General features: G+C 63.2%; 13 protein-coding genes and 1 pseudogene. 7 read left to right on the top strand and 7 right to left on the bottom strand.

Annotated elements, in window-relative coordinates:
* The first annotated feature begins 397 nt into the window (after nt 1–397).
* Entirely contained in the window at nt 398–1,153 is a 756-nt protein-coding gene (locus J2X42_RS08820) for a cupin domain-containing protein (protein ID WP_310164344.1), read from the top strand.
* A gap of 201 nt (nt 1,154–1,354) precedes the next feature.
* On the opposite strand, the gene J2X42_RS08825 is transcribed toward J2X42_RS08820, so the two are convergent.
* Genes J2X42_RS08825 through J2X42_RS08855 form a run of 7 tightly spaced genes read right to left on the bottom strand, consistent with a single transcriptional unit; the run spans nt 1,355 to nt 8,002 of the window.
* On the bottom strand, nt 1,355–1,792 hold the full coding sequence (locus tag J2X42_RS08825) for a nuclear transport factor 2 family protein (protein ID WP_310164346.1): 438 nt from the start codon (nt 1,790–1,792) through the stop codon (nt 1,355–1,357).
* Between the two features lie 34 nt (nt 1,793–1,826).
* Complete coding sequence (locus tag J2X42_RS08830) at nt 1,827–2,627, bottom strand: SDR family oxidoreductase (RefSeq protein WP_310164348.1); 801 nt, start codon at nt 2,625–2,627, stop codon at nt 1,827–1,829.
* A 40-nt stretch (nt 2,628–2,667) separates the two neighbouring features.
* Nucleotides 2,668–3,468, bottom strand: a complete 801-nt coding sequence (locus tag J2X42_RS08835; protein WP_310164349.1) for an SDR family oxidoreductase — start codon at nt 3,466–3,468, stop codon at nt 2,668–2,670.
* Between the two features lie 11 nt (nt 3,469–3,479).
* Nucleotides 3,480–4,496 carry a sugar ABC transporter substrate-binding protein gene (locus J2X42_RS08840; protein ID WP_310164350.1) on the bottom strand — a complete coding sequence of 339 codons (1,017 nt, stop codon included), beginning with the start codon at nt 4,494–4,496 and terminating at the stop codon, nt 3,480–3,482.
* Between the two features lie 8 nt (nt 4,497–4,504).
* A complete protein-coding gene (locus tag J2X42_RS08845) occupies nt 4,505–5,497 on the bottom strand; it encodes an ABC transporter permease (RefSeq protein WP_310164351.1) in 993 nt (330 codons plus the stop codon).
* A 4-nt stretch (nt 5,498–5,501) separates the two neighbouring features.
* Nucleotides 5,502–6,515, bottom strand: a complete 1,014-nt coding sequence (locus J2X42_RS08850; RefSeq protein ID WP_310164352.1) for an ABC transporter permease — start codon at nt 6,513–6,515, stop codon at nt 5,502–5,504.
* Complete coding sequence (locus J2X42_RS08855; RefSeq protein WP_310164353.1) at nt 6,512–8,002, bottom strand: sugar ABC transporter ATP-binding protein; 1,491 nt, start codon at nt 8,000–8,002, stop codon at nt 6,512–6,514. Before J2X42_RS08855 ends, J2X42_RS08850 begins: the two co-directional genes overlap by 4 nt.
* Before the next feature lie 433 nt (nt 8,003–8,435).
* Between J2X42_RS08855 and J2X42_RS08860 the strand changes: the two genes are divergently transcribed.
* The 6 genes and pseudogenes from J2X42_RS08860 to J2X42_RS08885 all read left to right on the top strand — a co-directional run bounded on the left by J2X42_RS08860 (nt 8,436) and on the right by J2X42_RS08885 (nt 14,396).
* Nucleotides 8,436–8,837 carry a nuclear transport factor 2 family protein gene (locus J2X42_RS08860; RefSeq protein ID WP_310164354.1) on the top strand — a complete coding sequence of 134 codons (402 nt, stop codon included), beginning with the start codon at nt 8,436–8,438 and terminating at the stop codon, nt 8,835–8,837.
* Between the two features lie 38 nt (nt 8,838–8,875).
* A complete protein-coding gene (locus J2X42_RS08865; protein WP_310164355.1) occupies nt 8,876–10,075 on the top strand; it encodes a thiolase family protein in 1,200 nt (399 codons plus the stop codon).
* 5 nt (nt 10,076–10,080) lie between these two features.
* Entirely contained in the window at nt 10,081–10,740 is a 660-nt protein-coding gene (locus tag J2X42_RS08870; RefSeq protein ID WP_310164356.1) for a 3-oxoacid CoA-transferase subunit A, read from the top strand.
* Nucleotide 10,741: 1 nt separating this feature from the next.
* Entirely contained in the window at nt 10,742–11,422 is a 681-nt protein-coding gene (locus J2X42_RS08875; RefSeq protein ID WP_310164357.1) for a 3-oxoacid CoA-transferase subunit B, read from the top strand.
* 286 nt (nt 11,423–11,708) lie between these two features.
* Nucleotides 11,709–12,119, top strand: a complete 411-nt coding sequence (locus J2X42_RS08880; protein WP_310164358.1) for a hypothetical protein — start codon at nt 11,709–11,711, stop codon at nt 12,117–12,119.
* Nucleotides 12,120–12,238: 119 nt separating this feature from the next.
* Nucleotides 12,239–14,396 (top strand): annotated as a pseudogene (locus J2X42_RS08885) (glycogen debranching N-terminal domain-containing protein).
* Nucleotides 14,397–14,934 lie beyond the last annotated feature (538 nt).

Raw genomic sequence — 14,934 nt, forward strand, 5'->3', positions numbered from 1 at the left:
AATTAGAAGGTAGACATACACAGTGGAACTCTGGCTCCGGTGCTGCCCGTCCTCGACTTCGAGTCCGGGCGCTTCCGGAAGCTTTGGCCGCTGCGGCCGACCGGCCGGGGAGATCCCCGCCCTTATCAGCCCTCGCGGCTTCATCACCCCTCAAATGTAAAGTGATACACCGCACACTGTCAAGTAATACAGCACAAACCACTTTACATTCGGTCACTCGCACCCTTCCATGATCCTTTCCGGCGTAATAACTGTGAAGTCTGGGCAATGATGCGGTAGAGAAGCTAAACTTGTGTGTACGCGCACTGTACACCGTGGCTGGTTCCCCGGCCCTCGGGTGGACAGACATATCAGCGGTCCCTTCTTTTGCCGGGATGGATCGCCGGAAAGGCCGAGGATGAGCATTGAAGCCACTGCACCGGTGACCCAGGAGGGTCGTGCCCAGTTGGGCAGTCAGCTCAGGGCTGCCAGGACGAAGGCGAAGATATCCCTTAGGGAGCTCTCCCGCAGGGTCGGTATCTCCGCAAGTTTCATGTCACAGGTCGAGTTGGGACGTGCCGTCCCTTCCATCGGAACCCTGTATACCATCGTTTCGGAGTTGGGGCTGTCCCTGGACTCGCTGATGAGTGGTGAACACTCGGCTCCCGGCCCGCAAGGAAATGGCGCGGCCGTTGATGCGACCGTTAGCGGGCTGGCTAGCCTTTCCGTCGTTGCCCCGTCTGCAGGCACGGCAATCCCCGGAATCCAGCGAGCCGGAGACCGTCCCGAGATCAACATGGGAGGCGTCCGCTGGGAACGCCTCACCGAACGGGCCGACCCTTTGGTCGAGTTCCTGCGGGTGACGTACGCGCCCGGGAGCGAGTCCTGCGCCGCGGACGCCCTGATGCGCCACCCCGGATGGGAGTACATCCATATTCTTTCCGGCCACCTTAACGTCCAGGTCGCTTTTGATAGCGATGTTCTCGGGCCTGGAGACAGCATGAACTTCGATTCGAACGTGCCGCACCGTCTCAGCAACACCTCCGGTGAAGACTGTGTCGCCATCTGGGCCGTGGTCGGCCGTCAGGGCTTCGCCCATCCCCTCGACCTGGCCAGGGCCGGACAGGGATCGAACGGTGAGGACTCCGCGGCGATGGAACACTCCCACTCTTAGCATTCCTCCCCTTTCATGGCATGGACGTGTCGTGCCCCTTCAGGGAGGAAGAGCTCGTTTTTGAGTGTCAACCGGGGCAATACAAGCAGGCACGCTCCTCGCCTTGGGCACCGCCTGCTAAGACGTGGAGGCGGTAGACGTCAAAAGAGTGCCCGCGACGGGTGTCGCCGGCACTCTTTTGGCTTTGCGGCCTGGGGCCCTTTAGACATTTGAGCCCGCGGAAGCGGTTGTGCCTTCCTGACCGAAGGCAGCCTGCACAGGCTTCGGCGTCGGCTGGTAGGCCAGCAGCTTCCAAGATGAACCACCGCGGATCCACACCGCCAAGGCGGTGTTGTCCAATTCGGTACGCTTCCCCCGGATGGTCAGTTCGGCGTGCATATCTCCCATCACGAGGGCCACATCGCCCACTATTTTGACCTGCTCCACCGGATGATCGATCCGGTGATAGACATACACTCCCTGTCGGCACTTATCGATGTAACTGCCCAGGTCATCACGTTCCCCGTTTGAATGAGAGTAGACGAGGTCCTGATGGCAAAGCTCGGCGAATGCGTCGAAGTCAGACCTAAGCACCGCCTCGTAACGGCGGTCTTCGAGGGACAGGATCTCCTGTTCGTCCGAAGAATGATGATCATGCACGTGATGCTCCTTCCGGCCTGGGGCAGGCTGGAGGTTAGATGAGTCCACGGATGCTGCCGCCATCCACGCCCCACACGGAGCCAGTGACGAAGCTAGTCACCGGGCTGCAGAGCAACGCGATAATGCGCGCAACTTCCTCCGGAGTGCCCAACCGTTCCAAAGGAAGCTGCCGGAGCTTCATTTCATGTTCAACGGCTGCCTGGGGGTCCATGCCGTGCACGGTGGCGAGCGTGTCTGCGAACCCGCCTGGCTTGGTCCAGAATGGCGTCCAGATGGGTCCCGGGGCCACGGCGTTGACCCGGATCTTCGGGCCTTCAGCGCGGGCGATGGACTTCGTCAGGGCCAGGACAGCTGCCTTGCTGGCGGAGTAGTCGACAGGCTGGGCCTCAGGTTGCCGGGCGAGGTCGGATGCGTTGTTGACGATGCACGGAGCCGCTGACTCGCGCAAGGCGGGCAGAGCGGCGCGGATGGCGCGCACGTAACTCATGAAGTTCAGCTCCATCGTGAGGGCCCAGTCCTCGTCGGTGATCTGCTCAAAGGTCCGGACTGCTCCAGAGCCGACGTTGTTGATGAGAAGGTCCAGGCCGCCGAGCTGGTCGATAGCGGCGGCAACAGCGTTGTTGGTTGCTTCGCCTTGGGTGAAGTCAACGACGGTCGGAACGATCCGGCCAGGGTGATCAGCGGCTAGTTCCTCAAGTTCGGTCAGGGCCGATTTGTCGATGTCCAGGGCTGCGACCGTGGCTCCTTCGGCGGTGAGCAGCAGGGCGGTTGCACGGCCAATACCCAAGGCAGCGCCGGTGATGACGGCTTTTTTGCCGGTTAGTTCCAGTTCCATGAGTTTGTACCTTTCGGTGGTTCGGTGTTCCTGTGGTGCTTTAGTTCTGATGCGCGGAAGAGCCTTCGGAGCCGGTCCGGAAATCAAAACCGGTGGTCAGGCCCCCGTCAGCTACAACGGTGGTGCCGAAGATGGCTGAGGATTCCTTGGAGAGCAGGAAAAGTGCCGAATTGGCGACTTCGTCCGCTCCGGTGATGCGCCCGAGGGGCTGCCGCGCCTCACGGGTGGCGAGGAATTTCTCCGGGTCACTGGCCGAGGCCAGGTGGCGTTCGAAGAGTCCTGCCCGCATGGGCCCCGGTGCCAGCAGGTTGAATTGGATGCCCGTGCGGGCGTAGTCCAAAGCAATGGTTCGGACGGCTCCGGTGAGGGCGGCCTTGGACGACGCATAGGACGCCAGTTGCTGCTCCGCGAAGTGGGCGTCCACGCTAGTGACAACGACCACGGAGGCGTGCTCCGCTTTCTGCAGGTGCGGCATCAGCGTTTTGAGAGCGATGACGTTGCCGAGGACGTTCACTTCCCAGGTCCGCTTCCAGGACTCCAGCGTTTCTTCCTCGAGCGTGCCGACACCAAGGATCGCTGCTGCGGCGATCAGCCCCAGTGATCCGTTGGCGCCTGCAGTGGCCGTTTTGGCTACTTCCTGCCAGGTCGCCTCTTCTGCGACGTTGCCGACGATGTGTTGGTACCGGGGGTGGTCCGTCAGCTCTGCGGGGCTGCCTCCGAGGTCAACACCGAAGACGTGGCTTCCCGCTGACAGCAGTGCCTTTGCGCATTCCAGGCCCAATCCGCTGGCTGTGCCCGTAACGATGACATGGTCGGGAAGAGTGAGTGTCCAGTCAGTCATAAATTCCTCCTTTACTTGCCTACTGCTGCGGCGCAGTCAGCAAGGTTGGCCTTGGTGATCGTCTTGGGGGTCAGATAGTTGTTCTTCTCCACACTCTTGCCTTCGAGGACATCAATGACAGCCTTGGCGGCGAACTCGCCATCCTCGATGGGGCTTTGCAGAACCGAGGCGTACTGGACTCCCTTTTCAATGCCGGTGTAACCCTCGGTGGAGCAGTTGGATCCGACCATGGCCAAGTCCGTGGATTTCAGGCCGGCCCGGTCAGCGGCGACGATGGCGCCGGCGAGCATGTTGTCTGCCTGGGCATAGATGCCGCGCAGGTTCTTGTTGCCGAACTGGGTGATGAGGCTGGCAGCTGCGGATGTTGCCTGGGTCTGGTCCCAGTTGCCCGGCTGTGAACCGGCGATGGTGATTCCAGGGGCCAATTTTGCCAGTTCGTCCTTGAAGCCTTTGGTGCGGTTGATTGCCGGCGGGGTTCCGGGTACACCTTCGACGATAACGACCGAGCCCGAATCGCCGAAACCTTTTTCTTTGAAGCCTGCAATCATGGCCTTGGCAGCCTCCTGGCCGTTGGCGTAGTCATCGGGCCCGGTGAAGGTGTTCCAGAGGCTGTCATCGTCGGACTGCGGGTGCGAATTGGTCACCACGACAGGGATTTTGGACTGCTTGAGCCGCTGCAGGGACGGCATGATGGCGGTCGCATCGGCGGGCCACAATACAACGGCGTCAGGGCGCGTGCTGATGGCTTGGGTGACCTGCTGGGCCTGTTCGGCGGCGTTGAAGTCGTTGACGACGACCGTCACCTGGACGCCTGCGGCTTCGGCGACCTTCTTGAATTCTTCGGTGTGCTTGGCGCAGTAATCACAGCTCTGGGCGACGGTCAACAGGGTCACCTTTTTGCCTTTGACGTCGGTTGAACCGCCGCCGGCGTTCGGGGCCGCTGCCGGCGTTGATCCACAAGCTGCCAGGAACAGTGCAGAGGTGAGGGAAAGGGCGACAGCCAGTCTCTTCATTGAGGTGGTTTTCATGGTGATCCTTAGTGGTTGGTTGGTACGCGGTGTTGGGAGGTGGACATGCTGTTCTCGACCGACTTGTTGACGATGCGGTTCAGCGGGCGGTCGATGACAACGATGAGGAGGAGAATTCCGCCGTTGATGAGCTGGATGATGGCGGTTGATGTGCCTTGCAGGCTGAGGCCGTTGCCGACGACGGCCAGCAACATGGCTCCGGCGGCGACGCCCGGGATGCTGCCCTTGCCGCCAGTCAGCGCGACGCCGCCGATAATCGCCGCGGTGACGGCCTGCAGGAGGGTCGCTTCATCTGATCCGGGCGCCCCTGATGCCAGGGTCAGTCCCTGAAGGGCGCCTGCCACGCCGGCGAACAGACCGGAGATAACGAACGCCAGGATCAGGACACGGGTCACCGGAAGACCGGACGCTGAGGAGCGCTGGCGGTCACTTCCGACGGCCCGGATTTTCATGCCCGACCACGTCTTGGCCATGAACCATCCCGCGGCCACGACGAGAACCACGTGCAGCAGTGCACGGGGTGAGACGATCTCGGCGATGGCCTGATCCAGCCAGAGTCCGGGTGCAAAGTCGGTGAGGGTGACGATCTTGCCGCCCGCAACGGCGAAACCCAGTCCGATGGTCAGCACCAGGGTCCCAACGGTGACTGCCAGCGACGGTACGGCGTAGTGGGCAGTCAGCCAGCCATTCAGTACGCCCACGGCGACGGCGACGCTTACAGCGGCAGCCACACCGAGGGGAATCCCGGCGGTTTCACCTACCTTGACCGCGATGAGCCCGGCCAAGGGAATGCTCCCGGCAATGGAGAGATCGAATTCACCGGCGATCATGACAATCGCGAGACCGGTTGCGACCAGAGCCAGGACGGCGAAAGACTGCAGAAGCGAGTAGAGGTTGCCGGCGTTGAGGAAGGCCGGGTTGGTCAGTGCGAAGGCGATGAAGGCCACGACTGCCAGCGACCAGGCCAGCAGAGTCCGGAAGTGCCAATAGATTCTAACCACGGGATCAGCGCTTTCTTCCTGATTGACGGTTGGATGCGATGCCGGTTGCTACCACGGCCAGCAGGACAAGGACGCCCTTGAAGATGAGCTGGACCTCATAGCTGAGCCCGAGCAGGACCAGTGCGTTGCCGAGCAGGCCGACGAGGACCGCCCCGGTTGCGGCGCCGACGGGATTGCCTGTTCCGCCTTTGACGCTGACGCCGCCGACAACGACAGCCGTGATGGCATCGAAGCCGAAGGTGCCGCCCAGTTGGAGATTTCCTTGTCCCGATTCAGAGGACAGCAGCCCGCCGGCCAGGCCTGCCATGGCGCCCGAGGCGATAAAGGCAAACAGGACCACCGGCCAGGCGCGCATTCCTGAGACAAGGGCTGCTTTTTCGTTCAGGCCCACGAGTGTTACCCGCCGACCCAGCACGGTGTAGCGGTGAGTCCACCAGGCGAGCACTGTGAGGACGAAGAAGGCAAGCACCTGGACGGGCATGACGCCGAAGATGGTTTGCCCGAAGACGCTGGCATCACCTGCCCCCTGCACGTTGCGTCCACCGGTCACGATTTGCGCGAAGCCAATAAGGATCGCTGCGGCTGCGATGGTGGTGACGATGGGGTCGGTGCCGAGGCGCCCAACGAAGAACCCCTGTATTGCACCGGCGAGGGCCCCGAACAGGACTGCGGCCGCCATGGCGGTCCATGGACCGGTGTGGAGGAGGGAGGCGAAGACGATGGTGGACACCGCGACCATCGCACTGACGGACAGAGCGAATAGCCTGCCGACGATGGTGATAATGCTCAGGCCGACGGCGGCAATTCCCACCAGGGCAACGGAGAGGAACAGGGCACGCAGGTTGGTGACCGTGGCGAACTCGTTGACGAAAATGCAAGCCAGGATGAACAGCAGGACGGTGGTCACCGCGATGATGGCTGAACTGTCCGTCGTGATCCGTTTGACCGTTTCAGCAACGGGTGTGGCCAGTGATGACGGCTTTTGTACCGTCGACCGTGCCGCGATTTTTGTGTTCATACTTTGGCTCCGTGAAGGATTTCGGTGAGGATCTGGGAGTCCGTGACATCGGTTGTACGGTTGCTGCTGACCGGGCGGCCGCGGAACATGGTGATGACCCGGTCGGCCAGTTCGCGAAGCTCGACGATGTCGCTCGAATAAACGATGACGATGACGTTATTCGCGGAAAGCTGCCGGAGTGCACGATAGATTTCCGCGCGGGCACCGATGTCCACGCCACGGGTCGGCTCGTTCAGGACCAGAACATCGGGTTGAGTGGCAAGGGCCCTGCCGATTGCGATCTTCTGCTGGTTTCCACCACTGAGGGATCCGACGGGAACCCGAATGCGTGACGGGTCGAAGGCCACCTTTGAGGCAATGGAACGTGCGAGGTCAGATTCCAGCTCAGCCCTGACAGTGCCCAGCCGGCTCACGCCGGCCAGTGCACCGGAGCTGACGTTCTGGGCGACACTGCCGCTGAGGAAGACACCCTCCAAGACACGGTCCGCGGAAACGTAGGCAATCCCGTGTTTCTGGGACTTGGGTCGTGTCAGGGCTGAAAGCGGAATCTCGTTCAGCTGAATGTCCCCCGCGGTCACGGGGATGAGACCGACCAGGGCTCGAACAACGTCATCAGCTCCGGAGCCAATCTGGCCAAAGAGCGCGGTGACCTCCCCGGCCTGCGCGGTGAAAGAGACGTCCGAGAAGCGGTGTCCGGAGGCCAGTCCGCGGATGTTCAGCTTCCGGCGGCTTTCCGGAGCAAAGTTTTCCTTGACGTGAACTGCCTCCCCCGCTGTGTGTTCTTCGCCCAGCATGTGCGTAACAACCGAATCCATGGTGAAATCGGCCGTCGGGCCGCTGGCCACCACGCTGCCGGAACGCATGATGGTGATCCGGTCAGCCAGCCGGAAGACTTCGCCCATCCGGTGCGTGATGTAGACGATTGACCGTCCACCTGCCACAAGCGACCTCACGACCTCATGGACCCGTGAGATTTCAATGTCCGACAGGGTGGCGGTGGGCTCATCCAGGATCAGCGTGCGGGCATCGGCTACGAGCCCGCGGGCGATCTCCAGCAGTTGGCGTTTTGCCAGCGGCAATGCCTCCACGGGCATGTCCAGATCCAGGTCTTCAAGACCCGCAGACGCCAGCGCGGACTGCATCCGCTCCTGCAGCTTTTCCCTGCGCACCAACAGACCTGAGGTCCCGCGCATGCTGAGAGCCATATTGTCCCGGACGGACAGCTCGGGGATCACTGAGAGTTCCTGGAACACCATGGCAACATCGGTTGCTTCGCGGCCACCCGGGAATGTCACCTCGCCGGCATCGGCGGTAACTACACCGGCTATCACTTTGACCAAGGTGCTCTTTCCGGCACCGTTTTCTCCCAGCAACGCGTGTACTTCACCCGCCCGGAAGTCCACCGAAACGTCGTTGAGCGCCTTCGCCCCGCCGAAGCTCTTGCTGATCCTGCTCACAGAAAGCAGGACCTCGGTACTAAGGACCACGTTGACCTCATTCCGTTTGATTGGTTCGAGGACAACGTTAAGTGATCCAACACACAGGTGTCAAGTAAAAGATTACATGTGCACTATTTCTGTAAACCAAAGGCCGTCGGTCAACGCGCCACGGAGGAGTCCCCAGAAAGCGCGTTCTCGTGCAAATTAAGGCCGTTCCTCACCCGAATACGCGGTAAGAAGATGCTGGTCCCAGGCTCTGTCGCGCAACCAGACACTTGAATTGTGTCAACTATCAGTTGACGAAGAAGCTAGGTGTCGCTTACCTTGAAATGAGGCCGGGCCAAGAATCATCAGCTCAGGTTTGGCTTTCCCTAACGAAGGCCCGCTCAACGTCGTGAAGAAGCAGCGTTGGGCGTGGCCACCAGGCGGAATCAGACTCGTGGCCTATAGTCGCCAACATTTTGAGCAAGGAGAGTGCTACGTGGATAACGCCACTGCAGCCGAAAAAGACAAGATCGTAGCCTTGGAAGAAAAGCGCTACCAAGCCGTGGTCGATGGTGATTACGACGCCTTCGAGGATCTGTGCCACCAGCGCCTGGTCTACACCCATTCACTAGGTGATCGTGACACGCTGAGCAGCTACCTGGAGAAGCTTCGCAAGGGCTTCTACAGGTACCACCGGATCGACCACCCCATCGAAGACATCGTCCTGATTGGGGACACTGCGCTCGTACTGGGACAGATGAACGCGGACCTCACGGTCAACGGAACTCACAAAACACTTGCCAACAGTGCACTCTCTGTATGGATCAAAGAGGGCGAGAGCTGGAAGTTCCTGGCCTACCAGCCGACTCCGCGCAAGGCCGCGGCTGCGGCAGCCTAGACCCGGCAACCTCTGTTCGCGCCAACGAAGGAAGAACCATGAATCAGGCTTTTGTGTACGACGCCGTGCGCACCCCGTTCGGTAAGTTCGGCTCGGGTCTCGCTGGGGTCCGTCCGGATGACTTGGCCGCGCACGTGATCACCGAATCGGTGAAGCGGGCCCCGGGCCTCGATCCGGAGCGGATCGACGAGGTCGTCTTCGGCAACGCCAACGGCGCCGGCGAGGAAAACCGGAACATCGCCCGGATGGGCACCCTGCTGGCCGGCCTGCCGGTCTCGATCCCGGGCACCACGGTGAACCGGCTGTGCGGCTCCTCGCTGGACGCCGCGATCATCGCCTCACGCCAGATCAACGCCGGCGACGCCGAACTGATGCTCGTGGGCGGCGCGGAGTCGATGTCCCGCGCCCCCTGGGTGCTGCCCAAGACCGAGAAGCCTTACCCGGCCGGGGACATGACACTGGCGTCCACCACGCTGGGCTGGCGCCTGGTGAACAAGGCCATGCCCAGGGAGTGGACCATCTCCCTGGGTGAGGCCACCGAGCGGCTGCGCGAAAAGTACGGCGTCACCCGTGAACAGCAGGACGAGTTCGCCGCGAACTCCCACAACCTCTCCGCCGCCGCGTGGGACGAGGGTTTCTACGACAACCTTGTGGCACCGGTGCCGGGCACGGACCTGGTCCGCGACGAAGGCATCCGGGCCGGTTCCTCAGCCGAGAAGCTCGCCGGCCTGAAGACTGTATTCCGTGCCGAGAACGGCACCGTCACCGCGGGTAACGCTTCCCCGCTGTCCGACGGCGCCTCCGCGGCCTGGATCGGCAGCGAAAGTGCCGCCGGGCTGCTCGGGCTCGAACCGCTGGCCCGGATCGCCGGCCGCGGCGCGCACGGCAACGACCCCCAGTTCTTCGGCTACGCGCCGGTGGAGGCGGCGAACAAGGCCCTCGCGAAGGCGGGCATCGGCTGGGACCAGGTGGGCGCCGTCGAACTTAACGAAGCGTTCGCCGCGCAGTCCCTGGCGTGCATCAGCGCCTGGGGCATCGACCCCAAGATGGTGAACGCCCATGGCGGTGCGATCGCGATGGGCCACCCGCTGGGGGCGTCCGGGACCCGGATCCTGGGCACCCTGGCCCGGTCCCTGCAGGCTTCCGGGCAGCGGTGGGGTGTCGCGGCGATCTGCATTGGCGTGGGCCAGGGCCTGGCCGTGGTGCTGGAGAACGTCACTGCTGGTGTGAAGGGCTGAGAGAGATGCTGAATTTTGTAGACACCGTGGCCGAGGCCGTGGCCGGGATCAAGGACGGTTCCACCGTGATGATCGGCGGGTTCGGCAACGCGGGGCAGCCGTTCGAGCTGATCGACGCGCTGATGGACTGCGGAGCCCGCGAGTTGACCGTGGTGAACAACAACGCGGGCCAGGGCGACCAGGGCCTGGCGCTGCTGATCAAGGAGGGCCGGGTGAAGAAGATGATCTGCTCCTTCCCGCGGCAGTCCGACTCCTGGCACTTCGACGCCAAGTACAAGGCCGGGCAGATCGAACTGGAACTGGTGCCGCAGGGCAACCTCGCCGAACGCATCCGTGCCGCCGGCGCCGGGATCGGAGGGTTCTTCACCCCCACCGGCTACGGCACCATGCTGGCCGAGGGCAAGGAAACCCGCATCATCGACGGCCGCGGCCAGGTCTTCGAGACCCCCATCCACGCCGACGTCGCGCTGATCAAGGCGCTCAAAGCCGACGGCAAGGGCAACCTCGTCTACCGCAAGACCGCCCGGAACTTCGGCCCCATCATGGCCGCCGCCGCCAAGCAGTCCATTGTCCAGGTCACCGACATCGTCCCCACCGGCGCACTGGACCCGGAAACCGTCATCACCCCCGGAATCTACGTCAACACCATTGTGAAGGTGGCCTGAGATGAGCATCGCAACCAGCATTCAGACGTCCGCGACGCCGCTGGGCCGTGACGACCTCGCCCGGCTCGTGGCGAAGGACATCAAGCCCGGCTCGTTCGTGAACCTGGGCATCGGCCAGCCCACCCTGGTCTCGAACTACCTCACCGAGGACCAGGACATCACCCTGCACACCGAGAACGGCATGCTGGGCATGGGCCCCGTGGCCGGGGGCGATCAGATCGACGGTGACCTCATCAACGCCGGCAAGATCCCCGTCACCGAACTCCCGGGCGCGTCCTACTTCCACCACGCTGACTCGTTCGCGATCATGCGCGGCGGCCACCTGGACATCTGCGTACTCGGCGCCTTCCAGGTCTCTGCCACGGGCGATCTCGCCAACTGGCACACCGGTGCGGCGGACGCCATCCCGGCCGTGGGCGGCGCGATGGACCTCGCCACCGGCGCCAAAGACGTCTTCGTCATGATGACGCTCCTGACCCGCGACGGCGCCTCCAAGATCGTCGAGGCCTGCACCTACCCGCTCACCGGCGTGGGCTGCGTGACCCGCGTCTACACCGACAAGGCCGTGTTCCTCACCGGACCCGACGGCGTCCAGGTCCGCGAAACCTTCGGCTGCACCCTGGAGGAGCTCCAGGAACTGGTGCCGGTCCCGCTCACAGCAGCCCCCGCCGTCGAAGACTGAAGGGCCTTACATGAGAATTGTCGGAGTCAGACTCTCCGAAGCCGGTCCGGCCTTTGCTGGTCGTCTGGAAGAGGACGGCGCTCAATCAACAGTTCTGCTCCTCAGCGACCTTCAGGCGTTCTGGTCCGACCCCTTCGCCTGGGCGTCCCCTGACAAGGAAACGGCCGTACCCGGCGAGCACGTGTTTTCCCGGACGAGCTTGACTGTCTCATTACGACGCCCCGGCATTGGGCGCTCTCGACCCTGAATCTCGCCGAGCCAGGTGGAACGGTCCGGGATTTTCGTGGTGGCGCAGATTGCGGAAACTCTTGGCCGGCTCAGGGCCGAGGTGGCGGCCATTCGGCGTGAACTCGCGCGCTGGGACGGAGGCAACGCCATCGCCGCCATTTTGGATACGAATGTGCTGCTCGACCGTCTGGACGAGATCGACACCATGGAATGGAACGGCGTCCTCAACGTCAGACCCCCGACATCGGTCATTCTCGCTGTGCCCAGCCGGGAACTGGCTGAAGCAGGACGCCAGGACGACTACGCCGCAGCTCTGGAAGTGTTATTCGGCCTCAGCCTGCAGCCGAGTGAGAGTGGGGGTAGCGAGGTCGCAAATGGCGACCTTTTTGGCGAAGTAGTGATCTGCCGGGGTATGTCCACCCCTGCAGCCGCGAGCCCCGTCCACGGTAGCCCCCCGGACCGGAGCTGAGCACCGGACCCAGGGCCTTTTCAAAGGAGACCGCGCGGCACAAACTGATCTGGGACGCATTCAGTGATGGGCGTAGATTCAAGCCAGTGTGAGGCGGGGAGGTTTCGATGGATCCTATGATGGCCGGTTGGAATGCCGATAACGCTGCGGGGCCTACCGGGCAGGGTGCGGTCACTTTGGTGGAAGGATCATCGTTCTGCATCTCGCTGCAGAACGGGGACATCTTTCCCCATCACCCGCACGGAGTTTTCCATCAGGACACCAGAATTCTGTCCCGCTGGACCCTGAGTATCAATGGCCAGCCGCTGGAGCCCTTGGGTGCATGGACGCCGTCGCCGTATCAGGGCACCTACATCGGCAGGGCGGTGCGTGAGGACGGCCGTGCCGACAGCCCGCTGACGGTCGAGCGCAAGCGCCAGCTGGGTGCCGGCATTCTGGAAGACATCACGATCCACAATTACGCCCTCGAGCCGGCGCGCTGCGACGTCGCGCTGTCCGTGGACGCGGACTTTGCGGATCTTTTTGAGGTCAAGGACGGTCGGTTCCATCGGCAATGGAATCAGACGCGTCGGTTCGAGAACGATTCGGTGCGGATGGAGGCTGCCTGGCAGAATGTGCGGAAGGGCGTCACCGTTAGGGCTCCGGGCGGCGAAGCCAGCGCGGACGGCCTGCTCTTCCGCGCCGTCGTCCCTGCCCATGGGGAGTGGAGCGTCCGGGCTACCGTGGCCCCCGTGTTGGACGACGCCGATCTGGCCTCGCCCCCCCCTCCACGCCCCTCCCGATACCGTCTCACCGCAGGAAAGGCGGCAGCAGTCCTGGGTTGCGAGCATCCCTCCCGTCCGGATTGGGAACCCTTCCCTGCAGCGAATCGCCTCGCGCAGCTACGCTGACATCGGCGCATTGCGCATCATTGACCCACAGCATCCTGACCGGATGGTCGTCGCTGCCGGGGCGCCGTGGTTCATGGCGCTCTTCGGTCGGGATTCCTTGCTGGCCTCGTTCATGGTGATGCCCATCAACCCGCCTTTGGCATTGGGGACGCTGCAGACCCTGGCCGACCGGCAGGGCACAACAGTGGACCTGCTGACGGAGGAACAGCCCGGGAGGATCCTGCACGAGGTGCGGCTCGGTGTCGGCACGGGCCTTGCACTGGGCGGGAAGTCGGCCTACTACGGCACCGCCGACGCCACTCCCCTGTTCGTGACCCTTCTCGGCGAAGCCAGCCGGTGGGGGCTTGCCCCGGAGGACATCGCTGAACTGCTCCCCCACGCGGACCGGGCCCTGGACTGGATCCGGGACTATGGCGACCGCGACGGCGACGGGTTCGTCGAATACGAGCGGCTCAACGACCAGGGCCTGATCAACCAGGGCTGGAAGGACTCCTGGGACGGGATAAATTTTGCCGACGGCCGCATTGCCGAGGCCCCCATCGCGTTGTGCGAGGTGCAGGGATACGTTTACAGCGCCTACGTAGCCCGGGCGTGGATGGCACATGACGCCGGCGACCGGGCCTTGGCGGCCGAACTGCGGGACCGCGCGGCGGCGCTGAAAAAACGGTTCAACGAACAGTTCTGGCTGCCGGACCGCGGGTACTACGCGATCGCGCTGGACCGGGACAAACGCCCGGTCGATGCCTGCGCGTCCAACATGGGCCACTGCCTGTGGTCCGGCATCGTCGATGAGGACAAGGCACGCCGGGTTGCCGACCGGCTCATGTCCCCCGAGATGTTCAGCGGCTGGGGCGTGCGCACGCTGGCAACGGACATGGGCGCATACAACCCGGTCAGCTACCACAACGGCTCCGTCTGGCCGCACGACAACGCGCTGATAGTTGCCGGGCTGATGCGCTACGGGTTCGTGGAGGAGGCCCAGCGTCTTGCCTCGGCGCTGATGGAGGCAGCCGAATATACCGACCACAGGTTGCCCGAACTGTTCTGTGGGTTCAGTCGTTCCGACTGCCCCGAACCGCTTCCCTACCCGACGGCATGTTCTCCCCAGGCTTGGGCTGCTACGACCCCGATAATGGTGATGCGGAGCCTTCTGCGCTACGACGCGCACTTCTCCTTGGGCGGGCTGTGGATTGACCCCGTCCTGCCCGAATCATGGGGGGACTTTCACGCCGAAAACGTGGCCCTGGGCGAGGCCCGCTTCTCGTTCGACGTGTCGGGGTCCCGGGTGGAAGTCAAAGGCCTGCCCGAGGACATAGTGCTCCACCGGGGAATGCGGCCTTCGCTGGCCGATCTCGCGGAACTTGACAGGCTGCGCCGGACGGACTGACCGAGGTGCCGGGCCGCCAGAAACAGGGCCTGCACGCCCTGCGCTCATCCGACGTGGGCTAGCCGCGAGCGGAACCTTGCGGCGCCAGGCATTCACCATCAATATCCACGCCGCCCAATCTTTTGGAACCCAACATCAAGGAGATGTGCTGTAAGCCGGTCCCCACCGCAGCATCCTCCCGCCCTTCCCCGCCGGGAAAAACCCACGGATGCCCGGCACCGCGGATTCAGAGCGGCCTCGATAAGCGTTCGGACGTAGAAGACCGATCATTTGGCACTTTCTCCGGGCCGCTGCCGGGAGCATCGCTACGTCATGCCGGACTCCTGTCAGCGTCCCTTTCGAACCGAGGGACGAGGACAGCTGAGCGTAGTTGGCGCGGCGGCTGACAAAAAACAACCGCCCTTCAGACGCGGCCACAAATATGCCGCCATCAGCGAGCATCATGAAAAATCGAGGCTAGCCCTTGGAAATGCACCCGGAAGAGCTTGCGTTGTGGAGCACGCGGAAGCTCGGGGTGGCGGGAGCCGATTGGCGGGTG

This window comes from Arthrobacter sp. BE255 (assembly GCF_031457335.1).
GTDB lineage: Bacteria > Actinomycetota > Actinomycetes > Actinomycetales > Micrococcaceae > Arthrobacter.